This window comes from Streptomyces sp. NBC_01433 (assembly GCF_026340105.1).
Classification (GTDB): Bacteria; Actinomycetota; Actinomycetes; order Streptomycetales; family Streptomycetaceae; genus Streptomyces.
On the sequence record NZ_JAPEPM010000001.1, the window covers coordinates 2,309,364 to 2,328,089 of the forward strand.

Genomic DNA, 18,726 nt, shown 5'->3' on the forward strand with positions numbered 1-18,726 from the left:
GGTGACCTTGAGCGCGAGCGCGACCTCAGTGGTGCCGGTGACCTTGAGCGCGAGCGCGGTGGCGCCGGCATCGGTGGCGTCTCACGGCGGCGGCTGCTCGGCGGCGCGGGAGCGGCCGGGGCCGCCGGGGCCGCCGGTCTGGTGCTCGGCGCCGCGGGTGGCGCCACCGGGTACGCCGCGACCCGGCCCGACGAGCCGACCGCCCTGACGGCCATCGGGTCCACCGAGGCGATGTTTCACGGGAAACATCAACCGGGAATCACCACTCCGCTTCAGGCCCGCGGCCATCTGATCGCCTTCGACCTCGCGCCGGGCGCGGGACGCACGGAAGCCGCCGCCCTGATGCGCCGCTGGTCGGCCGTGGCGGGAGAACTGATGGCGGGGCGCCCGGCCACGGGCGGTGGTGCGGACGGGCCCGGCCACGACACCGGGATCGCGCTGGACGCCGGGCCCTCCTCCCTGACGATCACCTTCGGCTTCGGCCGGACCTTCTTCGACCGCACCGGCCTGACCGGTCGCCGTCCCGCCGGGCTCGACCCGTTGCCGCCGTTCTCCTCCGACCAGCTCGACGCCAAGCGGTCCAACGGCGACCTGTGGGTGCAGATCGGCGCCGACGACGCGCTGGTCGCCTTCCACGCGCTGCGTGCCATCCAGAAGGAGGCGGCGGGAGCGGCCGGGGTGCGCTGGCAGATGAACGGCTTCAACCGCACTCCCGGTGCCACGGAGCGTCCGATGACCGCGCGCAATCTGATGGGCCAGATCGACGGCACCGGCAATCCGAAGCAGGCCGACGACGACTTCGACGAGCGGATCTTCGTACCGTCCGCGTCGGATGCTTCGCAGGACTGGCTGGCCGGCGGTTCCTACGCCGTCGTACGACGCGTCAGGATGCTGCTGGACGACTGGGAGAAGCTCTCGGTGGACCGGCAGGAGCGGGTCATAGGGCGGCGCAAGGCGGACGGGGCCCCGCTCAGCGGCGGCACCGAGACCACCGCGATGGACCTCGACAAGGCCGGTCCCGACGGCCGGCTCGTGATCCCCGACAACGCCCACGCCCGGATCTCCTCCCCGGAGAAGAACGGCGGCGCGGCCATGCTGCGACGCCCCTTCTCGTACCACGACGGCATCTCGGCGGACGGCACCCCGGACGCCGGGCTGCTCTTCATCTGCTGGCAGGCGGATCCGTACAAGGGCTTCGTCCCGGTGCAGCGCAAGCTCGACCGCGGCGACGCGCTCTCACCGTTCCTGCGGCACGAGGCGAGCGGCCTCTTCGCGGTGCCGGGCGGCGCCGCGAAGGGTGAGTACGTGGGACAGCGGCTCCTGGAGTCCTGACGCACGGGCCGGAGCGGGCGCGGGCCGTTGCCGGGGGACGCGTTCCGGGGAGCGGGGCGGGCCCGGCCGGTCGTGGAGGCACGGGCGGGGGCGTCAGCCGGGCGGGCGGGGCACCGGCCCGGTCGCATCCTGAGACAGCACGGCACCCGTCGTACAGCGCATTAGGGTGACCGTATGTCAGCCACGCGCTACGCCTATCTCGGCCCAGAAGGCACCTTCACCGAGGTCGCCCTCCGTACGCTCCCGGAGGCCGCCACCCGGGAACTCGTCCCGATGGTCTCCGTACCCGCGGCCCTGGACGCGGTGCGCAACGGAGAAGCGGCGGCAGCGCTCGTACCGATCGAGAATTCCGTCGAGGGCGGCATCACCGCGACGCTCGACGAGCTGACCACCGGCGAACCGCTGATGATCTACCGCGAGGTACTGCTCTCCATCACGTTCGCGCTGCTGGTGCGCCCCGGGACCAAACTGACGGACATCAAGACGGTCACCGCGCACCCGGCCGCTCAGCCGCAGGTACGCAACTGGATGGCGGCCCACCTCCCGCAGGCGGCATGGGAATCGGCCGCCTCCAACGCGGACGGGGCACGGCTGGTCCAGGAGGGGCGGTACGACGCGGCCTTCGCGGGCGAGTTCGCGGCGGCGACCTACGGCCTGGAACCCCTCGTGACGGAGATCCACGACGCGGAGAACGCCCAGACGCGCTTCGTCCTGGTGGGGCGCCCGGCCCGGCCCTCCGCACCGACGGGTGCGGACAAGACGTCCGTCGTGATCTGGCTGGGCCACGACCACCCGGGTGCGCTGCTCGAACTGCTCCAGGAGTTCGCCGTACGCGGGGTCAACCTGATGCTCATCCAGTCGCGTCCGACCGGGGAGGGCATCGGGAACTACTGCTTCGCCGTGGACGCCGAGGGGCACATCGCGGACCGGCGGGTCGGGGAGGCGCTGATGGGACTGAAGCGGATCTGTCCGAGCGTGCGGTTCCTCGGCTCGTATCCGCGGGCCGGGGTGACACCGGAAGAGGTGCGCCCGCTGCGGGCGGGGACCTCGGACCGTGAGTTCACGGACGCCTCCGACTGGCTGGCGCGCAGCCAGGACGGCCGAGTCTGAACTCGGCGGGGGCAGGAGGCACCGGCCGGCTCTGAGCTCAGCGGGAGGGGCGTGGGCACCGGGCCACCTGGCCTCCCCGCACGTTGCACGCCGGTCCGACTTGCCGATTTTCATGTACCCACAGAGTTATCCACAGGGCAGCCTCTCGACCTGGGGACAAGTCGACACTCCAATGCGACATCGTCGACAAATCGCCCCAGCGGCTCCAGACCCTTCCCCGGAAGCGCAGACCGCCCGGGCGCCCCGATGTCGCCCCAATTCTCTTGATCAACTCTTTGGGGCGAGCAATTCCCACCCGAATGAGTGTCTGGGGTGGGTTTGGGAGGGAATCCATGAGCCTTCATCCAGTTTCCGGAACGCCCCCTTCCGGCATCCACAGAACTTCTTCACAGCCTGTGGATAACTAATCCAACTCGCACACCCCTGTGGACAACATCGGGAACACCACCCCTCAACTCCCTTCCCACGGAAGGCCGGTGCGTCAAGACCGGACGCCCCTTCTGCCCTGTTCAGGGGAATAGAACACCCTTTATTGACACCTCCGCCCGCCGAACACCAAACGAACACCCGGCGATTCCTCACAGGATTATCAATTCCGGCAATTCGGGCAAAGTGACACGCGCGGCAATATCGGTTCGAGTGCCAGAACCCCGCACCGGTAGCCTGGAGGGGTGATTGACCTTCGCCTGCTCCGTGAGGACCCCGACCGTGTTCGCGCCTCCCAGCGCGCCCGTGGAGAGGACGTCGCGCTCGTCGACGCCCTGCTCTCCGCCGACGAGCTGCGCAGGTCGTCCGGCGTCCGCTTCGACGAACTCCGCTCCGAGCAGAAGTCGCTCGGCAAGCTGATCCCCAAGGCCTCCCCCGAAGAACGCGCCGAGCTGCTGAAGAAGGCCGATCAGCTCAAGGCCGACGTGAAGGCGGCCGACGCCGCCCAGGACGAGGCCGACGCCGACGCCAAGCGGCTGCTGCTCCAGCTCGGCAACATCGTCCACGAGGACGTGCCGGTCGGCGGCGAGGAGGACTTCGTCGTCCTGGAGACGCACGGCACCATTCGCGACTTCGGAGCCGAGGGCTTCGAGCCCAAGGACCACCTGGAGCTGGGCGAGAAGCTCGGCGCCATCGACATGGAGCGCGGCGCCAAGGTCTCCGGTTCCCGTTTCTACTACCTCACGGGTGTCGGCGCACTGCTGGAGCTCGCCCTCGTCAACGCGGCGATCGCCCAGGCGACCGAGGCGGGCTTCATCCCGATGCTGACTCCGGCGCTGGTCCGTCCGCGCGCCATGGAGGGCACCGGATTCCTCGGCCAGGCCGCCGAGAACGTGTACCACCTGGAGAAGGACGACTACTACCTGGTCGGCACCTCCGAGGTACCGCTCGCCGCGTACCACATGGACGAGATCATCGACGCCGACAAGCTGCCCCTGCGGTACGCGGGCTTCTCCCCGTGCTTCCGCCGCGAGGCCGGTACGTACGGCAAGGACACCCGCGGCATCTTCCGCGTCCACCAGTTCGACAAGGTCGAGATGTTCTCGTACGTCGACCCGGCGGACGCCGAGGCCGAGCACCGCAGGCTCCTGGACTGGGAGAAGCAGTGGCTCACCGGTCTCGGACTGCCCTTCCAGGTGATCGATGTCGCCACCGGTGACCTCGGGTCCTCGGCCTCCCGCAAGTTCGACTGCGAGGCCTGGATCCCGGCCCAGGGCAAGTACCGCGAACTGACCTCCGCGTCGAACTGCGACGGCTTCCAGGCGCGCCGCCTCTCCGTCCGGATGCGGGAGGGGAAGAAGGTCCAGCCGCTGTCCACGCTCAACGGCACGCTCTGCGCCGTACCGCGCACGATCGTGGCGATCCTGGAGAACCACCAGCTGGCCGACGGTTCGGTACGGGTGCCCGAGGTGCTCCGCCCGTACCTGGGCGGGCGCGAGGTTCTGGAGCCGGTCTCCAAGTGAGTTTCCCCTACAAGCTCGTCGCGACCGATCTGGACGGCACGCTGCTGCGTGACGACCACACGGTCTCCGAGCGCACCCGTGAGGCGCTGGCCGCTGCCACAGCGGCCGGCGCCGCACACATCGTCGTCACCGGCCGCGCGGTCCCGTGGACGCGGCACATCCTGGACGACCTGGGCTACGAGGGCCTCGCGGTCTGCGGCCAGGGCGCGCAGGTCTACCACGCGGGCGAGCACAAGCTCCTGACCTCCCTGACCCTGGACCGGCAGCTCGCCGGGCTCGCGCTGTCCAAGATCGAGGCGGGCGTCGGCCCGGTGGCACTGGCCGCGAGCCGGGACGGGCTCGACGGCGAGGTACTGGTCGGCCCCGGGTACCGGGTCCAGGAGGGCCCGCTCCCGGCCGTCTTCGTGGACGATGCGGCCGAGATGTGGTCCGCCCCGCTCAACAAGATCTACATCCAGCATCCGGAGCTCGACGACGACACCCTGGCGAGAAGTGCCCGGCAGGCCGTCGGCAGTCTGGTGAACGTGGTCATGGCGGGTCCCGGGGTCGTGGAGATCCTGCCGCTGGGGCTGAGCAAGGCGACCGGTCTTTCGCTGGCCGCCCGACGGCTGGGCGTGAAGGCCTCGGACGCGCTGGCCTTCGGCGACATGCCGAACGACATCCCGATGTTCGGCTGGGCGCGGCACGGCGTGGCGATGGCCAACGCCCACGACGATCTGAAGGCCGTGGCCCACGAGGTCACGGCGTCGAACGAGCACGACGGCATCGCGGTGGTGCTGGAGGAGCTGCTGAGGACTTCCCGCTCGTAGCTTGGGCTGTTCGTGGCTGGGGCTGTTCGTGGCGGAGGCGTTCGTAGCTGGGGCTGTTCGTAGCGGAGGTGTCCACGACCGGGGGCTCCTGGCGGGTCCGCTCCGATCCTGTGGCGTACGTGTGTCCTACGACTGTGCCCCGCGGCGGATTCCGGTCCACCGGTTTTCCTCACCGGACTGCCCGCGACCTGGAGAGCCGCGGGCAGTCGTGAAGGAACATCGAGCAGACCGGCCATGACACGGTGCCCGGCGTTGCGTCCGACGTCGCGGAGAAGCCGGGCCGGCCGGTCGTGCGAACCGACGGTCAGCGGCGCCTGTTACGGCGGCGCAGATCCTTCAACTGGTGGACGAAATCGTCCATGCGCGCGTCGATACGGGAGATGTCCTGCGAGACGTCCGACAGCCGCACGCTGATGGCGCCGACCACCTGATGCGTCACGTCCAGCTTCCGGTCGAGGCTGTCGAACCGCTCCGACATCCGGCACAGCACCGGGCCGAGCTCCTGGAGCGCGCTGCCGACTCCGGCGAGGCAGCTCTCGATGCGCGTGACGCGCCGGTCGAGCGAGTCGTACCTCGACCGCAGGTCCTCCTCCGCGTCGAGAAGGTACGTACGGACGCAGCGGGCGATGTCGCTGTCGCGAAGAAGCATGGCGACGTTGAGCACGGTCCGACGGGTGTAGAGCCGCAGCTGAGTAGCAGCCTGTGGATAACTTTCCCCCTGCTCCCCTTGCTCCCCGTTCCATAGCGACACCATGTCGCTATGGAAGGAGCGCAGCTCAGAGCCGCGCAGCAGACGCATCCCGTTCTCTGCGAGCTCTTGCTGATGCCGGTCCGTAAGCCTCCTGACCGAGGCTGTGGATACTTCGAAGTACCGGGCCACATCCTCTGTGCGAACGTGAATTCCGTCCGGGAGCATGACAAGGCTCTTGACCTTGTCGAGAATGTCGACGCGCCCCATCCGCTCGACGCGCAGCGCGCGCGATTCGAGCAGGGCGAGTTCCGTGGGCATGGGATGCCTTTCGTACGCGGGAACGACGATGGACGGCCCAGTCCCCGGGCTTCAGGGGTGGAGGACGCTCACGGTTGCCACTCACTCGATGACCGGCCCGGTGGACGATGCCTCACCGGTGCCGGCACTCCCCGATTTCACGAAAGCTACGACGCCACAGAATCCAGTTGCCCCCACGCACCCTGCACAACGAACCGATAACCGCACAGTTACGCGTACAACGGTCTGCTCATAGGACAACCCCCGTCCATCGGACGGGGGTTGTCCGGCCCCTGAAGCAGGCCGGGAAGGTCCTAAAGGAAGACGCTCACTCCTCGCCGGCCAGCTTCAGGGTGCGCAGCTTCTGACCCGCGTACCAGGTGGCGGCCACCGTGACACCGACCAGCAGCACCGTCGCGAGCGGCATGCCCACATCGGATGTGATCGCGCCGTCCCGGCCGACCTTCTCGGCGATCGCGAGGGACCACTGCTGCACGCTGAGGGTCCGCGCCCCGGGCACCAGGCTGCCGAACAGGGCCTCCCACACCAGGGCGTACACCAGGCCGAGGACCACCGCGTGGCGGCTGATCGTGCCCAGCAGCAGGAACAGCGCGCTGTACGCGATCGAGGCGACCAGCGCCGCGATCGTGTAGGCCACGGCGATCTGCTGTCCGTTGCCGTTCAGGATCAGACCGGCGACGAGGGTCGGCAGGGCGGAGAACACCATCGTCACGGCGATGGCCACGATCAGCTTCGTGAAGATGATCGTCGGCCGTTTCACCGGCTTGGCCAGCAGATAGACGATCGATCCGTCGTCGATCTCGGGACCGATGGCCCCGGTACCCGCGATCACGCCGATCAGCGGCACCATCGTGGCGATGGCGAAGCCGCCCAGCACGTTCGAGGCGACCTGGTCATCGGCCCCGGCGAAGGCCCGGACGGCCACGGCGAGCGCCACCAGCAGCGCGGGCAGGACGAACAGGATGGCGGCCCGGCGCCGGCCGAGCAGGGCCCGGTAGGTGAGCCGGGCGACTGTGGGGTCGTACATGACGCTTCACAGCTCCTTTCAGGCCACTACTCAGGCCGCTACGAGATAGGAAAAGACCGATTCGAGGGACTCGTCGGACGGCGAAACGGTCAGCAGCCGGATGCCCTGTTCACGTGCCACCCTGGGCAGCAGTTCGGTGAAGCGCCCGAAGTCGACGGCCTGGATCCGCAGCGCCTTTTCGCTCAGGTCGACCTCGATCCCCGCCGTGGACGGGTCGGCGATGAGTGCGGCCGCGAGCGCCCGGTCGTCGCTGGACCGTACGAGATAGCGGTGCGGCCGGTCCGTCATCAGGCGGCGGATCTTCCGGAAGTCACCGGACGCGGCATGCCGCCCCGCCACGATCACCTCGATGTGCGAGGCGAGCTGCTCGACCTCTTCGAGGATGTGGGAGGAGAACAGGACCGTGCGCCCCTCCGCCCCCATCTGTCGCAACAGCTCCATCAACTGCATCCGCTGACGCGGGTCCATGCCGTTGAACGGCTCGTCCAACAGGAGCACGGACGGCTCGTGGACCAGCGCGGACGCCATCTTCACGCGCTGACGCATGCCCTTGCTGTACGTCGAGATCTTGCGGTCCTGCGCGTACTCCATCTGGACCGTCGCCAGCGCCCGCTGCGCCTCCGCGGCACCCAGGCCCTGGAGTTCGGCGTTGGCGACGACGAACTCCTGGCCGGTCAGGAAGTCGTACATGCCCTCCCGCTCCGGGACGATGCCGATCTGCTTGTAGACCGCCTCGTTGCGCCAGATCGGCCGGCCGTCGAGCGTGACCGTGCCCGTCGACGGGGCGAGGAACCCGGCCATCATGTTGATCAGCGTGGACTTTCCGGCGCCGTTGGGCCCGAGCAGCCCGGTGACGCCCGGCCCCACCGTCATGCTCACGTCGTTGACGGCGACCACATTGCCGAACCAGCGCGAGGTGTGGTCGATCTCGATGGTGGTCACAGCCCGACCCTCCGGTAACGGCGCATCAGTACGGCGTACGAGCCGGCGACGAGCGCGAGAACAACGATCAGATAGACCACCCCGGTGCCCGCCCCCGGGCCTTCCCCGGAGGGGAAGGAGGAGGTGGCGCCGAGGAACGCGGTCTGGACGCCGTCGATCAGCGTGATCGGCGAGAAGAGGCCCAGCCACTGAACGGCTCCGGTGGACCCCGTGTCCCAGGCGATGGCCTGGACCGTGGACACCGCACCGTAGGAGATGGTCAGCACGGCGATCACGGCGGCGACCCCGAACCCGCGGCGCGGGGTCAGCGCTGCCATCACCAGGCCGAGACCGGCGAACAGGACCGACAACAGCGCCACCGACACCAGCCCCTGGCCGAACCACTTGGTCTGATCGGCGAAGTCGAACTTCGCGAGCAGGGAGCCCACGTACAGGATGAGCAGCGGCGTCCCGGTGAGCACGAACAGCGCCGATGCCATGGCCGCGAACTTGGCGACGACGTAGTCGACCCGTTCGATCGGCCGTGAGAAGTACAGGGGCACGCTCTTGAAGCGGAGGTCCCTGGAGACCGCCTGTGGCGCCTGCGCGGCGATGAAGAGGCCGATGACCGCCTGCAGATAGATCGCGTACGCCGTGTACTTGACCACCAGCTTCGTCGCGTCCGGAGCGGCCATGGAGATCGCCACGAGGATCGCCGCGACGAGGGCCATCACACCGAACAGCAGCATCGGCAGCACCTTGGACTTGGCGGAACGGCCCAGTCCGAAGGAGCCCCGAAGGGTCTGCGAGTAGAGCGAGCGCCGCGCGTAGGCGCGGCCCAGACGCGGGCCGTCGTACGTGCGGTACCCGATGTTGTGGATCCGGGAGGTGTCGCTCCCGGTCACGGCCCCGGTCTCAGTGCTCATCGCGACCGTTCCCCTTCTGCTGTCCGACCCCGGCGGCCACGGAGGCGGTCTGCGCCGCGGTCCGTGCTGCGGGAGCCTGTTCGGTACGGAACACCTCGGCGATGTGGTGGCGCCGCTGCTCCATCCGTACGAGGCCGAGTCCGAGCCCGGCGACGCTGTCGCGGACGATGTCGTACGTCTCCTCGCCGGTCGCCTCGACCAGCAGGATGTGGCCCGCGCCGGGCAGTCCTTCGGCCTCCAGACCGTCGTGGCCGATGAGCGCGACCCCGGCCGCGGCGAGGGCCCGGCGCAGGGCGTCCGTGCCGTCGGGGTGGGTGTCGCTGTCTGTCACCTCGACCGCGAGGGTGGTGGTGGTCTGGGTGAAGTCGCTGGTGGAGCTGGACCTCAGCAGGGCGCCGCCGTCGATGACGACGACATGGTCGCAGGTGCGTTCCAGCTCGCCCAGGAGGTGCGAGGTGACCAGCACGGAGATGCCGAAGTCGGTGTGGATCCGGCGGATCAGGCCGAGCATCTCGTCGCGGCCGACCGGGTCCAGGCCGTTGGTCGGCTCGTCGAGGAGGACCAGCTTCGGGTCGTGGACCAGTGCCTGGGCCAGCTTCACGCGCTGCTTCATACCGGTCGAGTAGCCGCCGATGGGGCGGTAGCGCTCTTCGTACAGGCCCACATGGCGCAGCGTGTCGGCGGTACGCTCGCGCGCCGCGGTCGGCGGCAGCCCGGACATCCGGGCCATGTGCACGACGAACTCGGTCGCCGAGACATCCGGCGGCAGGCAGTCGTGCTCGGGCATGTAGCCCACCCGTTCCCGGATGGCGGCGCCGCTGGTCGCGACGTCGAGCCCGAGCACTGCGGCCCGGCCCTCGGTGGCGGGGGAGAGACCCAGCAGGATCTTGATCAGTGTGGACTTGCCGGCTCCGTTGGAACCCACCAGGCCGGTCACACCGGGTCCGATGTCCAAGGAGAGCCGGTCAAGCGCGGTCACCCGGGGGAACCGCTTGCTCAGGCTTTCGGTCGCGATCACAGTCACGTCTTCGAAGGTAGTGGTGCGCGCCACAGAGGTCGTCAGCCCTGGCGGCTGGTTCCGCCTCAGACTCCAGACGTACGGACCCGTAGGGGGACCCCACGAGGGAGGAGGCACGAACCCGCGCCAGGCCCGGACCCGAACCTGTGCCGGGGGCGAGATCCGAACCTGTGCCCGGCCCGAGAGCCGAACCTGTGCCCGGCCCGAGAGCCGAACCTGTGCCGGTGCCGAGAACTGGGCGGCCGGGGGTTATCCACAGGTCGACGCACGCCCCTTGACGTAGCCGCTGGACATTGTCACATTCATCAGTGTCACGTTACGGGCACGTACCGCACACGGCAGGGAACGGACGGTGGCACGGCATGACCTCGGCGGTGAAGGACGGAACAGCCCTGGAGCTACAGGGGTTCAGAGAGGTGCAGCGCCTCGCCTACGACTGCGCGGAGGCAGTCGCGGGCCAGCTCAGGCCGGGCGTGACGGAGCGCGAGGCGGCGCGGATGCAGCGCGAGTGGCTGCGCGAGCGGGGTGTGCGGGACTGGTTCCATCTCCCCTTCGCCTGGTTCGGGGACCGCACGGCGTTCGTCGGCTTCAAGGTGCCGCTGCAGTTCTTCCCCACCAACCGGAAGCTGGAGCCGGGAATGCCGTTCATTCTCGACATGGCCCCGGTGTACAAGGGATTCACGGCGGACATCGGATATTCCGGCTGTCTCGGTCTGAGCCCCCTGCACGACAAGCTGCTGGCCGATCTGGAAGCCCATCGCGACCTGATCCTGCGCGAGGTGCGCGAACGCCGTTCGCTGCGCGCGATCTACGAGGACGTGGAACGCCTCATGATCAGACAGGGCTATGCGAACCGGCACCGCGCCTACCCCTTCGGCGTCATCGCCCACAAGGTGGACCGCGTCGATGAACGCCGTTGGTCCCCCCATGTCTTCGGATTCGGAACCCAGTCGCTCAAGGGCCTGCTGAGCGACGCGCTGCACGGACACCGGGACGGCTGGTCCCCGCTGTGGAGTCCGTACAGCTTCTCCGACCATCCACCGCGGCCCGGACTGTGGGCGGTGGAACCCCACCTCGGATTCCGGGGTACGGGCGCCAAGTTCGAGGAGATCCTGGTCGTCACGGACTCCCGGGATCCCGAGGAGAGCGCCTTCTGGCTGGACGACGATCTGCCGCACGTGCGGCGCTGGGCCGAGGAGAAGGTGGCGGCGTGAATCTGTCAGGAGCGCGCGAGCGCTGGGTCCGCACCGGCGGAATCGAGCTGTGCGTGACCGAGTTGGGCGACGAGAAGCAGCCGACCGTGGTGCTGGTGCACGGCTACCCGGACAGCAAGGAAGTCTGGTCGGACGTCGCGGTGCGGCTGGCCGAGCAATGGCACGTCGTGCTCTACGACGTGCGGGGGCACGGCAGGTCGACGGCGCCGAAGCCGCTGCGGGGCGGCTTCACGCTGGAGAAGCTCACGGACGACTTCCTGGCGGTCGCGGACGCGGTCAGCCCGGACCGGCCGGTGCATGTGGTGGGCCACGACTGGGGTTCGGTCCAGTCCTGGGAGTTCGCCACGGTCACGCGCACGGAGGGCCGGATCGCCTCCTTCACCTCGATGTCCGGCCCATCCCTGGACCACTTCGGGCACTGGATAAAGCAGCGGATGACCCACCCGACCCCCCGGCGCGTCGGCCAGCTCCTCGGCCAGGGAGCCAAGTCCTGGTACGTGTACATGCTGCATACGCCGGTCCTGCCGGAGCTCGCCTGGCGCGGGCCGCTGGGCAAGCGGTGGCCCCGGATCCTGGAGCGGATGGAGAAGGTGCCCGCGGGCGACTATCCGACGGACTCCCTGCCCGACGACGCGGCACACGGCGCCTGGCTCTACCGCGACAATGTGCGCTCCCGGCTGCGCAGGCCGCGCGCCGACGCCTACGCCCACGTACCGGTCCAGCTCATCACTCCGACCGGCGACATCTTCCTCTCGGAGAAGCTCTACGACCAACTGGACCACTGGGTTCCCCAGTTGGTACGCCGCTCCCTGCCGGCCAAGCACTGGGTACCGCGTACCAGGCCGGACCAGCTGGCGTCCTGGATCAGTGAGTTCGTCGCGGCGAACGAGACGGCCCGCCGGGAGGGCATGCCGGTGCAGGACACGGTGGCGAAGGGGGCGTACGCCGACCGGTTCGGCGGACAGCTCGTCCTGATCACGGGCGCGGCGGGCGGCATCGGCCGGGCCACCGCCTTCGCCTTCGCCGAGGCGGGGGCCAGGGTGGTGGCCGTGGACCGTGACGCCGAAGGGGCCGCCCGGACCGCGGAGATGGCCCGGCTCATCGGCGCCCCGGCCGCCTGGGGCGAGGCCGTCGACGTGAGCGACGAACAGGCGATGGAGAAGCTCGCGGAGAAGGTCGCCACGGAGTACGGAATCGTCGACGTCCTGGTGAACAATGCCGGGATCGGGCTGTCAGGCTCCTTCCTGGAGACCACCAGCGAGGACTGGAAGAACGTCCTGGACGTCAATCTGTGGGGGGTCATCCACGGCTGCCGCGTCTTCGGCAAGCAGATGGCCGACCGCGGACAGGGCGGCCACATCGTGAACACGGCCTCCGCGGCGGCCTACCAGCCCTCCAGGGCACTGCCCGCCTACAGCACGTCCAAGGCGGCCGTGCTGATGCTGAGCGAATGTCTGCGGGCCGAGCTGGCGGAGCGCTCGATCGGGGTCAGCGCGATATGCCCCGGCATCGTCAACACCAACATCACCGCGACCACGCACTTCGCGGGGGCCGACGCGGTGGAGGAGAAGCGCCTGCAGCAGCGGACCAGCCGACTGTACGGGCTCCGCAACTACCCGCCGGAGAAGGTCGCCGACGCCATCCTCAAGGCCGTGGTGCGCAACCAGGCGGTGGTACCGGTGACACCGGAGGCCCGGGGTGCCCGGCTGCTGTCCAGGATCAGTCCCGGGGTGCTGCGCGGGATCGCCCGGCTGAAGCCGCCGCTGTGAGCGGGCCGAGCACGTCCTCGCCGACGGAGGGCCGGGCACAACCGGCTGCCCGGACGGCTGCGGGCGGCCGGACGGAACCGGGCGCGCGGACGATTGCGGGCAGCCGGACCGAGCCGGGCACACGGACAGCCGCGGAGGGCCGGGTCGGCGTCGAGTACCGGATCGAGGATCTGGCGCATGCGAGCGGGGCCACCGTCCGCACGATCCGCGCCTACCAGGACCGCGGGCTGCTGCCCACACCGGAGCGGCGCGGGCGGGCCAATGTGTACCGCGAGACACATCTGGCCCGGCTGCGGCAGATCGCCGACCTCCTGGACCGCGGCTACACCCTGGCCAGCATCAAGGAGCTGCTGGAGGCATGGGACGCGGGGCGCGGTCTCGGCGGAGTGCTCGGTCTGGTCGCCGAGGTGCACGGGCCGTGGACCGACGAGGAGGCCGACCGGATCACCCGGGCCGAACTCGATGTCAGGTTCGGCGGCTCTCAGGACGACGAAGCGGTCGCGGAGGCGGTGGAGCTCGGAGTACTGGAACGCGTCCCGGGCCGGGACGACGAATTTCTCGTGCCGAGCCCCCAGGAGCTCGCCGTGGCCGTCGAGTTGCATGCCGCCGGGGTACCACTGCCCGCAATCTCCGGTCATCTGAGGGAACTTCGCGGCCAGGTCGAGCACATAGCGTCACGTTTTCTGGAGTTCACCACCGAGCATGTCTTCGCCCGCTATCTGGGCCACCACCCCCCGACGGACTCCGACGCGGCGGAGGCGGCCTCCATGGTGCGACGGCTCCGACCGCTCGCTCAGCAGACGGTGGACGCCGAACTGGCCCGTGCGATGCGGACCTTCGCCACCCGGCACCTGCACCACCACCTCGGGACGGACGAGTCGCTCATCAACGGGCAGCCCCGCCCGGTGCTCCTGCCCGCCACGACAATGGAGGCCGTCCAGAGTCTTGTTGGCCGGGACAACGTGGCGGCGTTCATCACGGCTGCCGCCGAACGCGAGGTGCAGGCCAGGACATTGGATGCACTTGCCTCATCTCACATAAAAGCTGAGGAAGTTGACCAAATGGGCTAAATCGAAGCTCACTTGTCCACAGAATCATCAAATTGCCTGTGGATAACCCGAGTTGGCTGTGGATCAAACCTGGGGACGGACATTACTGCCGCGAACTTCCCATGAAATCCGGATGCACCGGGATGTGCGTCACGGGCACTCTGACGTGATGGACGAACACCGCACCGTGAAGGTGTCCAAGTACCTCTCGAAGCATCTCCGGCACCGGCCCGAGCGCATCGGGATCACCCTCGACGCCAACGGCTGGGTGGCCGTCGATGAACTGCTGCGGGCGACGGCCCGCAACGGCTTCGTCGTCACCCGTGCCGAACTCGACCACGTCGTCGCCGTCAACGACAAGCGGCGCTTCACGGTGGACGGGGACCGGATCCGCGCCAATCAGGGCCACACCGTCGCCGTGGACCTCGACCTGCCGCCTGCCGAGCCGCCCGCGTACCTCTACCACGGCACCGTCGCCCGGGTGCTGGACACGATCCGCAGCGAAGGTCTGCGGCCCATGGACCGCCACCATGTGCATCTGTCGTCCGACCGTGAGACGGCGACCCGTGTCGGCGCCCGCCGCGGCCGGCCCGTCGTCCTCTCCGTGGACGCGGGAGCGATGCACCGCGCGGGTCACACGTTCCGGGTCAGCGCCAACGGAGTCTGGCTCGCGGATGCCGTGCCGCCGCAGTTCCTGCGCCTGCCGGGCTGACGCGGGAAGGTACCGGCCGGGCTCGTCTCCAGCCTCTCGCCGGGGACGGACCAGCGGCAACACCTGTCGGGGATCCCCGCCACATACAACGACGTCCGCCGTATCGTCGGGGCCATGCGTCTGAGCACTGTCATTCTGCCCATCCACCGCTGGACCGAAGGCCGAAAGGTCTGGCAGCGCGCCGAGGAACTGGGGTTCCACGCCGCCTACACCTACGACCACCTGTCCTGGCGGACCTTCCGTGACGGTCCGTGGTTCGGTGCGATTCCGACCCTGACCGCGGCGGCCGCCGCCACCGAGCGGCTGCGGCTCGGCACCCTCGTCACCTCGCCCAACTTCCGCCATCCGGTGACGCTCGCCAAGGACCTCATCACCCTGGACGACGTCTCCGGTGGACGGGTCACGCTGGGAATCGGCGCCGGTGGCGATGGATTCGACGCCACGACCCTGCGCCGGAGCGACGAGGAACCGTGGACTCCGCGCGAACGGGCGGACCACTTCGGCGAGTTCGTACCGCTCCTCGACAAGCTGCTGCGCGAGCCCTCGGTGACGTACGAGGGCGAGTTGTACGCGGCGAACGAGGCCCGGAACATTCCGGGCTGCGTACAGCGCCCCCGGCTGCCGTTCGCGGTCGCCGCCACCGGCCCGCGCGGGCTGAAGCTCGCCGCGCGGTACGGCCAGGCGTGGGTGACCACCGGAGATGCCAAGGTGTTCGAGACCGGGACGCCCGAGGAGTCCGTGGCAGCCATCCGCGGCCAGTTCACGAAGCTCGGCGCGGCCTGCGAGAGTGTCGGCCGGGACGTGGCGGAACTGGACAAGGTCCTGCTCACCGGTTTCACCCCGGACCGCCCACTGGAGTCGTTCGACGCGTTCGTCGACTTCGCCGGAACCCACTTCGCGCTCGGCTTCACCGAGATCGTGCTCCACTGGCCGATCCAGGGGTCGGACTTCGCGGCGGACGAGAAGGTCTTCGAGCGGATCGCCACCGACGGGCTGGCCCAGCTCGGCTGATCAGCACAGCGGAGCCGGTCCAGCTCGGCTGATCAGCACAGCGGCACTCAGGCATATGCCAGAGGGATGTTCCGCAGCTCAGGGGCGCGCATCCTCAGATGTGCGCCCCTGCGCACGCCCGTGCACCCTCGTACGCGAGAATGAAGCGGTGACCTCAGCTACCGACTCGCCTCTGCCTGCCCTGACCCGGCTGATCGCCACCGACCTGGACGGCACGCTGCTGCGCGACGACAAGACCGTGTCCGACCGCACCATCGCCGCCCTCGCCGCCGCCGAGGAGGCCGGGATCGACGTCTTCTTCGTCACCGGCCGGCCCGCCCGCTGGATGGATGTGGTGAGCGACCATGTCCACAGCCACGGCCTGGCGATCTGCGCGAACGGTGCGGTGGTCGCCGACCTGCGTGCCGACGGCGAGCTGCTCACGGTCCACCCCCTGGAGCGCGACGCCGCCCTCCATGTCATCCACACGCTGCGCGAGAGCGCCCCCGGCACCTCCTTCGCCATCGAGCTGACCACCGGCATCAACTACGAACCGGCCTACCCGCCGTTCCACCTGGACCCGGGTGCCACGGTGGCCGTCGCCGAGAAGCTGCTCCACGAGGACGCTCCGGGCGCCGGTGCCCCCGTGCTGAAGGTCCTCGCCCACCACACCGAGCTCGCCCCGGACGACTTCCTCGCGCTGGCCCGTACGGCCGCCGGGGACCGCGCCTCCTTCACCCGCTCCAGCCCTTCCGCGCTCCTGGAGATCAGTGGGCTCGGAGTCTCCAAGGCCAGCACACTCGCGGACTGCTGCGCGCGGCGCGGCATCTCCCCCGCCGAGGTCGTGGCCTTCGGCGACATGCCCAACGACGTGGAGATGCTCAGCTGGGCCGGTGCCTCGTTCGCGATGGGCAACGCCCACCCTGCGGCCGTGGCCGCCGCGTCGGGTACGACGCTCACCAACAACGAGGACGGCGTCGCGGTCGTCATCGAGCGGATCCTCGCCACCCGCTGACCACGGTGCGGTCCGGCGGAGCACGGTGACGCCCGCCGGATGCGCGTACTGGGTGTCGCCCCCGGCCACCGCGACTCCCGGGACCCCGAGACGTCGTACGGCCAGGCGGCCCGCTCCGCCCGGCCGTCAGAGCGGGGCCTCCCACACCACCGTCGTACCGCCGCCGTCCTCCCCGATTCCCGGGCCGAACCAGCTCGCCCCGCCCAGGGACTCGGCACGGCGGGCCAGGTTGCGCAGTCCGCTGCGGCGCCCGTCCTGGGGGATGCCCACCCCGTCGTCGGCGACCGAGAGGCGTACCGCGTCGCGCCCGTCCGGCAGGGTGGCCGTCGCGTCGACGACCACGTCGATGAGGGAGGCGTTCGCGTGCCGGAAGGCGTTGGACAGCGCCTCGCGCAGGGCGGCGATGAGGTTCTTCCCGGTGAGTTCACCGACGAGTGAATCGACGGGGCCGAGAAAGCGGTGCGACGGCTTGAAGCCCAGCGGGACGGCCGCCATGTTGATCTCGCGCAGCACACGGGTGCGCAGCCCCGACGGGGCCTCGGCCGGTTCCTGCTGGAGCGCGAAGATGGCGGTACGGATCTCCTGGATGGTCACGTCCAGTTCGTCGACCGCCCGGCCGACGCCGGTCTGCACCTCGGGGACCTCCGACCGGCGCTGCGCGCTCTCCAGCATCATCCCGGTGGCGAACAGCCGTTGGATGACGAGGTCGTGGAGGTCGCGGGCGATCCGGTCGCGGTCCTCGTAGACCGCGAGCCGCTCCCGGTCCCGCTGCGCCTCGGCCATCATCAGCGCGAGCGCCGCCTGCGAGGCGAACTGGGTGGCCAGCGTCCGTTCCGTCTCCGTGAAGGGACGCCCGCCCCGGGCCCGTGGGGTGGCCAGCGCGCCGAGCACCCGGCCCCCGCTGTGCAGCGGCAGCATCATGCTGGGGCCGAACCGGCCGGCCAGCTTGGTGATCATGCGGGAGTCGGTGGCCGAGTCGTCCATGAACACCGCGTCCCCGTCGAGCAGTGCCGCCACCACCGTGCTCTCCGCCGGAATGATCACGCCGAGCGCCGCGGAAGGGTCGTCGGCGGAGACGGCGACGATCTCCAGGCCGCCCTCCTCGGCGGGCAGCAGCACGATTCCGGCGGCGGAGTCGGCGAGGTGGCGGGCCTGTTCGGCGACGACGGCCAGGGCGTCGTCGGCGTCGCCGCCGGAGAGCAGCGCGGTGGTCACGGCCACGGAGCCGTCGATCCACCGCTCGCGCTGCCGCGCCGCTTCGTAGAGGCGGGCGTTGCCGATCGCGATCCCCGCCTCCGTGGCGAGCACCCGCACCATGTGCAGGTCGTAGTCGCTGAACTCGGCCCCGTCGTGCTTCTCGGTCAGATAGAGGTTGCCGAAGATCTCTCCCTGTACGCGGATGGGTACGCCGAGAAAGGTCCGCATCCGGGGATGGCCGGGCGGGAATCCGGCGGCCCGGGGATCGGCCGTCAGATCGGCCAGCCGGACGGGGACGGGGTCGTGGATCAGCGCGCCCAGAAGACCTCTGTGCCCGTCGGGCCGGCGCCCGATCTCCCGGGCCACCTCGTCCGGAACCCCGAAGGTGACGAAGTCGGAGAGTCCTTCGCCCGCTTCGTCCACGACGCCGATGGCGGCGTAGCGGGCGTGGGCGAGTTCGGCCGCGGTCTCACAGATGCGGTCGAGGGTGGAGTGCAGTTCCAGGCCCGTGCCGACGGAACGCATCGCCTCCAGCAGTTGCGGGACACGGGCGGTGAGCTCGGTGGAGAGGCCCTGCAGACTGCGGGTGGCCCGCGTCGCGGCTTCGAGTGAGTCCTTCGGGTCCTGCTCTGGCATGCACCGAGCCTAATTAGTACCGATTGGCAACGAAAGTCGGAAC

The 18,726-nt window shown here is 69.6% G+C and carries 16 protein-coding genes; 10 read left to right on the forward strand and 6 right to left on the reverse strand.

Annotated features, from left to right (window positions below; translation table 11 throughout):
- Positions 1-69 precede the first annotated feature (69 nt).
- From efeB to OG413_RS10460, 4 genes are all read left to right on the forward strand, one after another.
- On the forward strand, positions 70-1,332 hold the full coding sequence (gene efeB, locus OG413_RS10445) for an iron uptake transporter deferrochelatase/peroxidase subunit (RefSeq protein ID WP_266810047.1): 1,263 nt from the start codon (positions 70-72) through the stop codon (positions 1,330-1,332).
- 174 nt (positions 1,333-1,506) lie between these two features.
- Entirely contained in the window at positions 1,507-2,442 is a 936-nt protein-coding gene (gene pheA, locus OG413_RS10450; RefSeq protein ID WP_266804535.1) for a prephenate dehydratase, read from the forward strand.
- Positions 2,443-3,113: 671 nt separating this feature from the next.
- The gene (gene serS, locus OG413_RS10455) at positions 3,114-4,391 is read left to right on the forward strand and encodes a serine--tRNA ligase (RefSeq protein WP_266804537.1); all 1,278 of its coding nucleotides are present in this window, start codon (positions 3,114-3,116) and stop codon (positions 4,389-4,391) included.
- Entirely contained in the window at positions 4,388-5,200 is an 813-nt protein-coding gene (locus OG413_RS10460) for an HAD family hydrolase (protein ID WP_266804538.1), read from the forward strand. The genes serS and OG413_RS10460 overlap by 4 nt, the downstream gene beginning before the upstream one ends.
- A 304-nt stretch (positions 5,201-5,504) precedes the next feature.
- Here the strand turns inward: OG413_RS10460 and OG413_RS10465 are convergent, their stop codons facing one another.
- The 5 genes from OG413_RS10465 to OG413_RS10485 form a co-directional block, all read right to left on the reverse strand.
- Entirely contained in the window at positions 5,505-6,209 is a 705-nt protein-coding gene (locus OG413_RS10465; protein WP_266804539.1) for a hypothetical protein, read from the reverse strand.
- Between the two features lie 307 nt (positions 6,210-6,516).
- Entirely contained in the window at positions 6,517-7,236 is a 720-nt protein-coding gene (locus OG413_RS10470; RefSeq protein WP_266804540.1) for an ABC transporter permease, read from the reverse strand.
- 30 nt (positions 7,237-7,266) lie between these two features.
- Complete coding sequence (locus OG413_RS10475; protein ID WP_266804541.1) at positions 7,267-8,178, reverse strand: ABC transporter ATP-binding protein; 912 nt, start codon at positions 8,176-8,178, stop codon at positions 7,267-7,269.
- Positions 8,175-9,083 (reverse strand): ABC transporter permease, encoded by a 909-nt coding sequence (locus tag OG413_RS10480; protein ID WP_266804542.1) that lies wholly within the window; start codon positions 9,081-9,083, stop codon positions 8,175-8,177. The genes OG413_RS10475 and OG413_RS10480 overlap by 4 nt, the downstream gene beginning before the upstream one ends.
- A complete protein-coding gene (locus tag OG413_RS10485; protein WP_266810049.1) occupies positions 9,073-10,101 on the reverse strand; it encodes an ABC transporter ATP-binding protein in 1,029 nt (342 codons plus the stop codon). The genes OG413_RS10480 and OG413_RS10485 overlap by 11 nt, the downstream gene beginning before the upstream one ends.
- A gap of 362 nt (positions 10,102-10,463) precedes the next feature.
- Here OG413_RS10485 and OG413_RS10490 point away from each other — a divergent pair, with 362 nt between their 5' ends.
- The 6 genes from OG413_RS10490 (at position 10,464) to OG413_RS10515 (ending at position 16,850) form a co-directional block, all read left to right on the forward strand.
- Positions 10,464-11,315 carry a M24 family metallopeptidase gene (locus OG413_RS10490; protein WP_266804543.1) on the forward strand — a complete coding sequence of 284 codons (852 nt, stop codon included), beginning with the start codon at positions 10,464-10,466 and terminating at the stop codon, positions 11,313-11,315.
- Positions 11,312-13,084, forward strand: coding sequence for an SDR family oxidoreductase (locus tag OG413_RS10495; protein ID WP_266804544.1), 1,773 nt, complete (start codon positions 11,312-11,314; stop codon positions 13,082-13,084). Before OG413_RS10490 ends, OG413_RS10495 begins: the two co-directional genes overlap by 4 nt.
- 92 nt (positions 13,085-13,176) lie before the next feature.
- The gene (locus OG413_RS10500; RefSeq protein ID WP_266810050.1) at positions 13,177-14,154 is read left to right on the forward strand and encodes a MerR family transcriptional regulator; all 978 of its coding nucleotides are present in this window, start codon (positions 13,177-13,179) and stop codon (positions 14,152-14,154) included.
- 148 nt (positions 14,155-14,302) lie between these two features.
- Positions 14,303-14,845, forward strand: a complete 543-nt coding sequence (locus tag OG413_RS10505) for an RNA 2'-phosphotransferase (protein ID WP_266804545.1) — start codon at positions 14,303-14,305, stop codon at positions 14,843-14,845.
- 114 nt (positions 14,846-14,959) lie between these two features.
- Positions 14,960-15,856, forward strand: coding sequence for an LLM class flavin-dependent oxidoreductase (locus OG413_RS10510; RefSeq protein WP_266804547.1), 897 nt, complete (start codon positions 14,960-14,962; stop codon positions 15,854-15,856).
- A 148-nt stretch (positions 15,857-16,004) separates the two neighbouring features.
- A complete protein-coding gene (locus tag OG413_RS10515; RefSeq protein ID WP_266804548.1) occupies positions 16,005-16,850 on the forward strand; it encodes a Cof-type HAD-IIB family hydrolase in 846 nt (281 codons plus the stop codon).
- Between the two features lie 126 nt (positions 16,851-16,976).
- Here the strand turns inward: OG413_RS10515 and OG413_RS10520 are convergent, their stop codons facing one another.
- A complete protein-coding gene (locus tag OG413_RS10520) occupies positions 16,977-18,683 on the reverse strand; it encodes a GAF domain-containing sensor histidine kinase (protein ID WP_266804549.1) in 1,707 nt (568 codons plus the stop codon).
- Positions 18,684-18,726 lie beyond the last annotated feature (43 nt).

Coding starts and splice junctions, on each gene's coding strand:
- OG413_RS10510 (WP_266804547.1), top strand. CDS start 14,960: ATGCGTCTGAGCACTGTCATTCTGCCCATCCACCGCTGGACCGAAGGC.
- OG413_RS10505 (WP_266804545.1), top strand. CDS start 14,303: ATGGACGAACACCGCACCGTGAAGGTGTCCAAGTACCTCTCGAAGCAT.
- OG413_RS10470 (WP_266804540.1), bottom strand. CDS start 7,236: ATGTACGACCCCACAGTCGCCCGGCTCACCTACCGGGCCCTGCTCGGC.
- OG413_RS10465 (WP_266804539.1), bottom strand. CDS start 6,209: ATGCCCACGGAACTCGCCCTGCTCGAATCGCGCGCGCTGCGCGTCGAG.
- OG413_RS10520 (WP_266804549.1), bottom strand. CDS start 18,683: ATGCCAGAGCAGGACCCGAAGGACTCACTCGAAGCCGCGACGCGGGCC.
- OG413_RS10480 (WP_266804542.1), bottom strand. CDS start 9,083: ATGAGCACTGAGACCGGGGCCGTGACCGGGAGCGACACCTCCCGGATC.
- OG413_RS10490 (WP_266804543.1), top strand. CDS start 10,464: ATGACCTCGGCGGTGAAGGACGGAACAGCCCTGGAGCTACAGGGGTTC.
- pheA (WP_266804535.1), top strand. CDS start 1,507: ATGTCAGCCACGCGCTACGCCTATCTCGGCCCAGAAGGCACCTTCACC.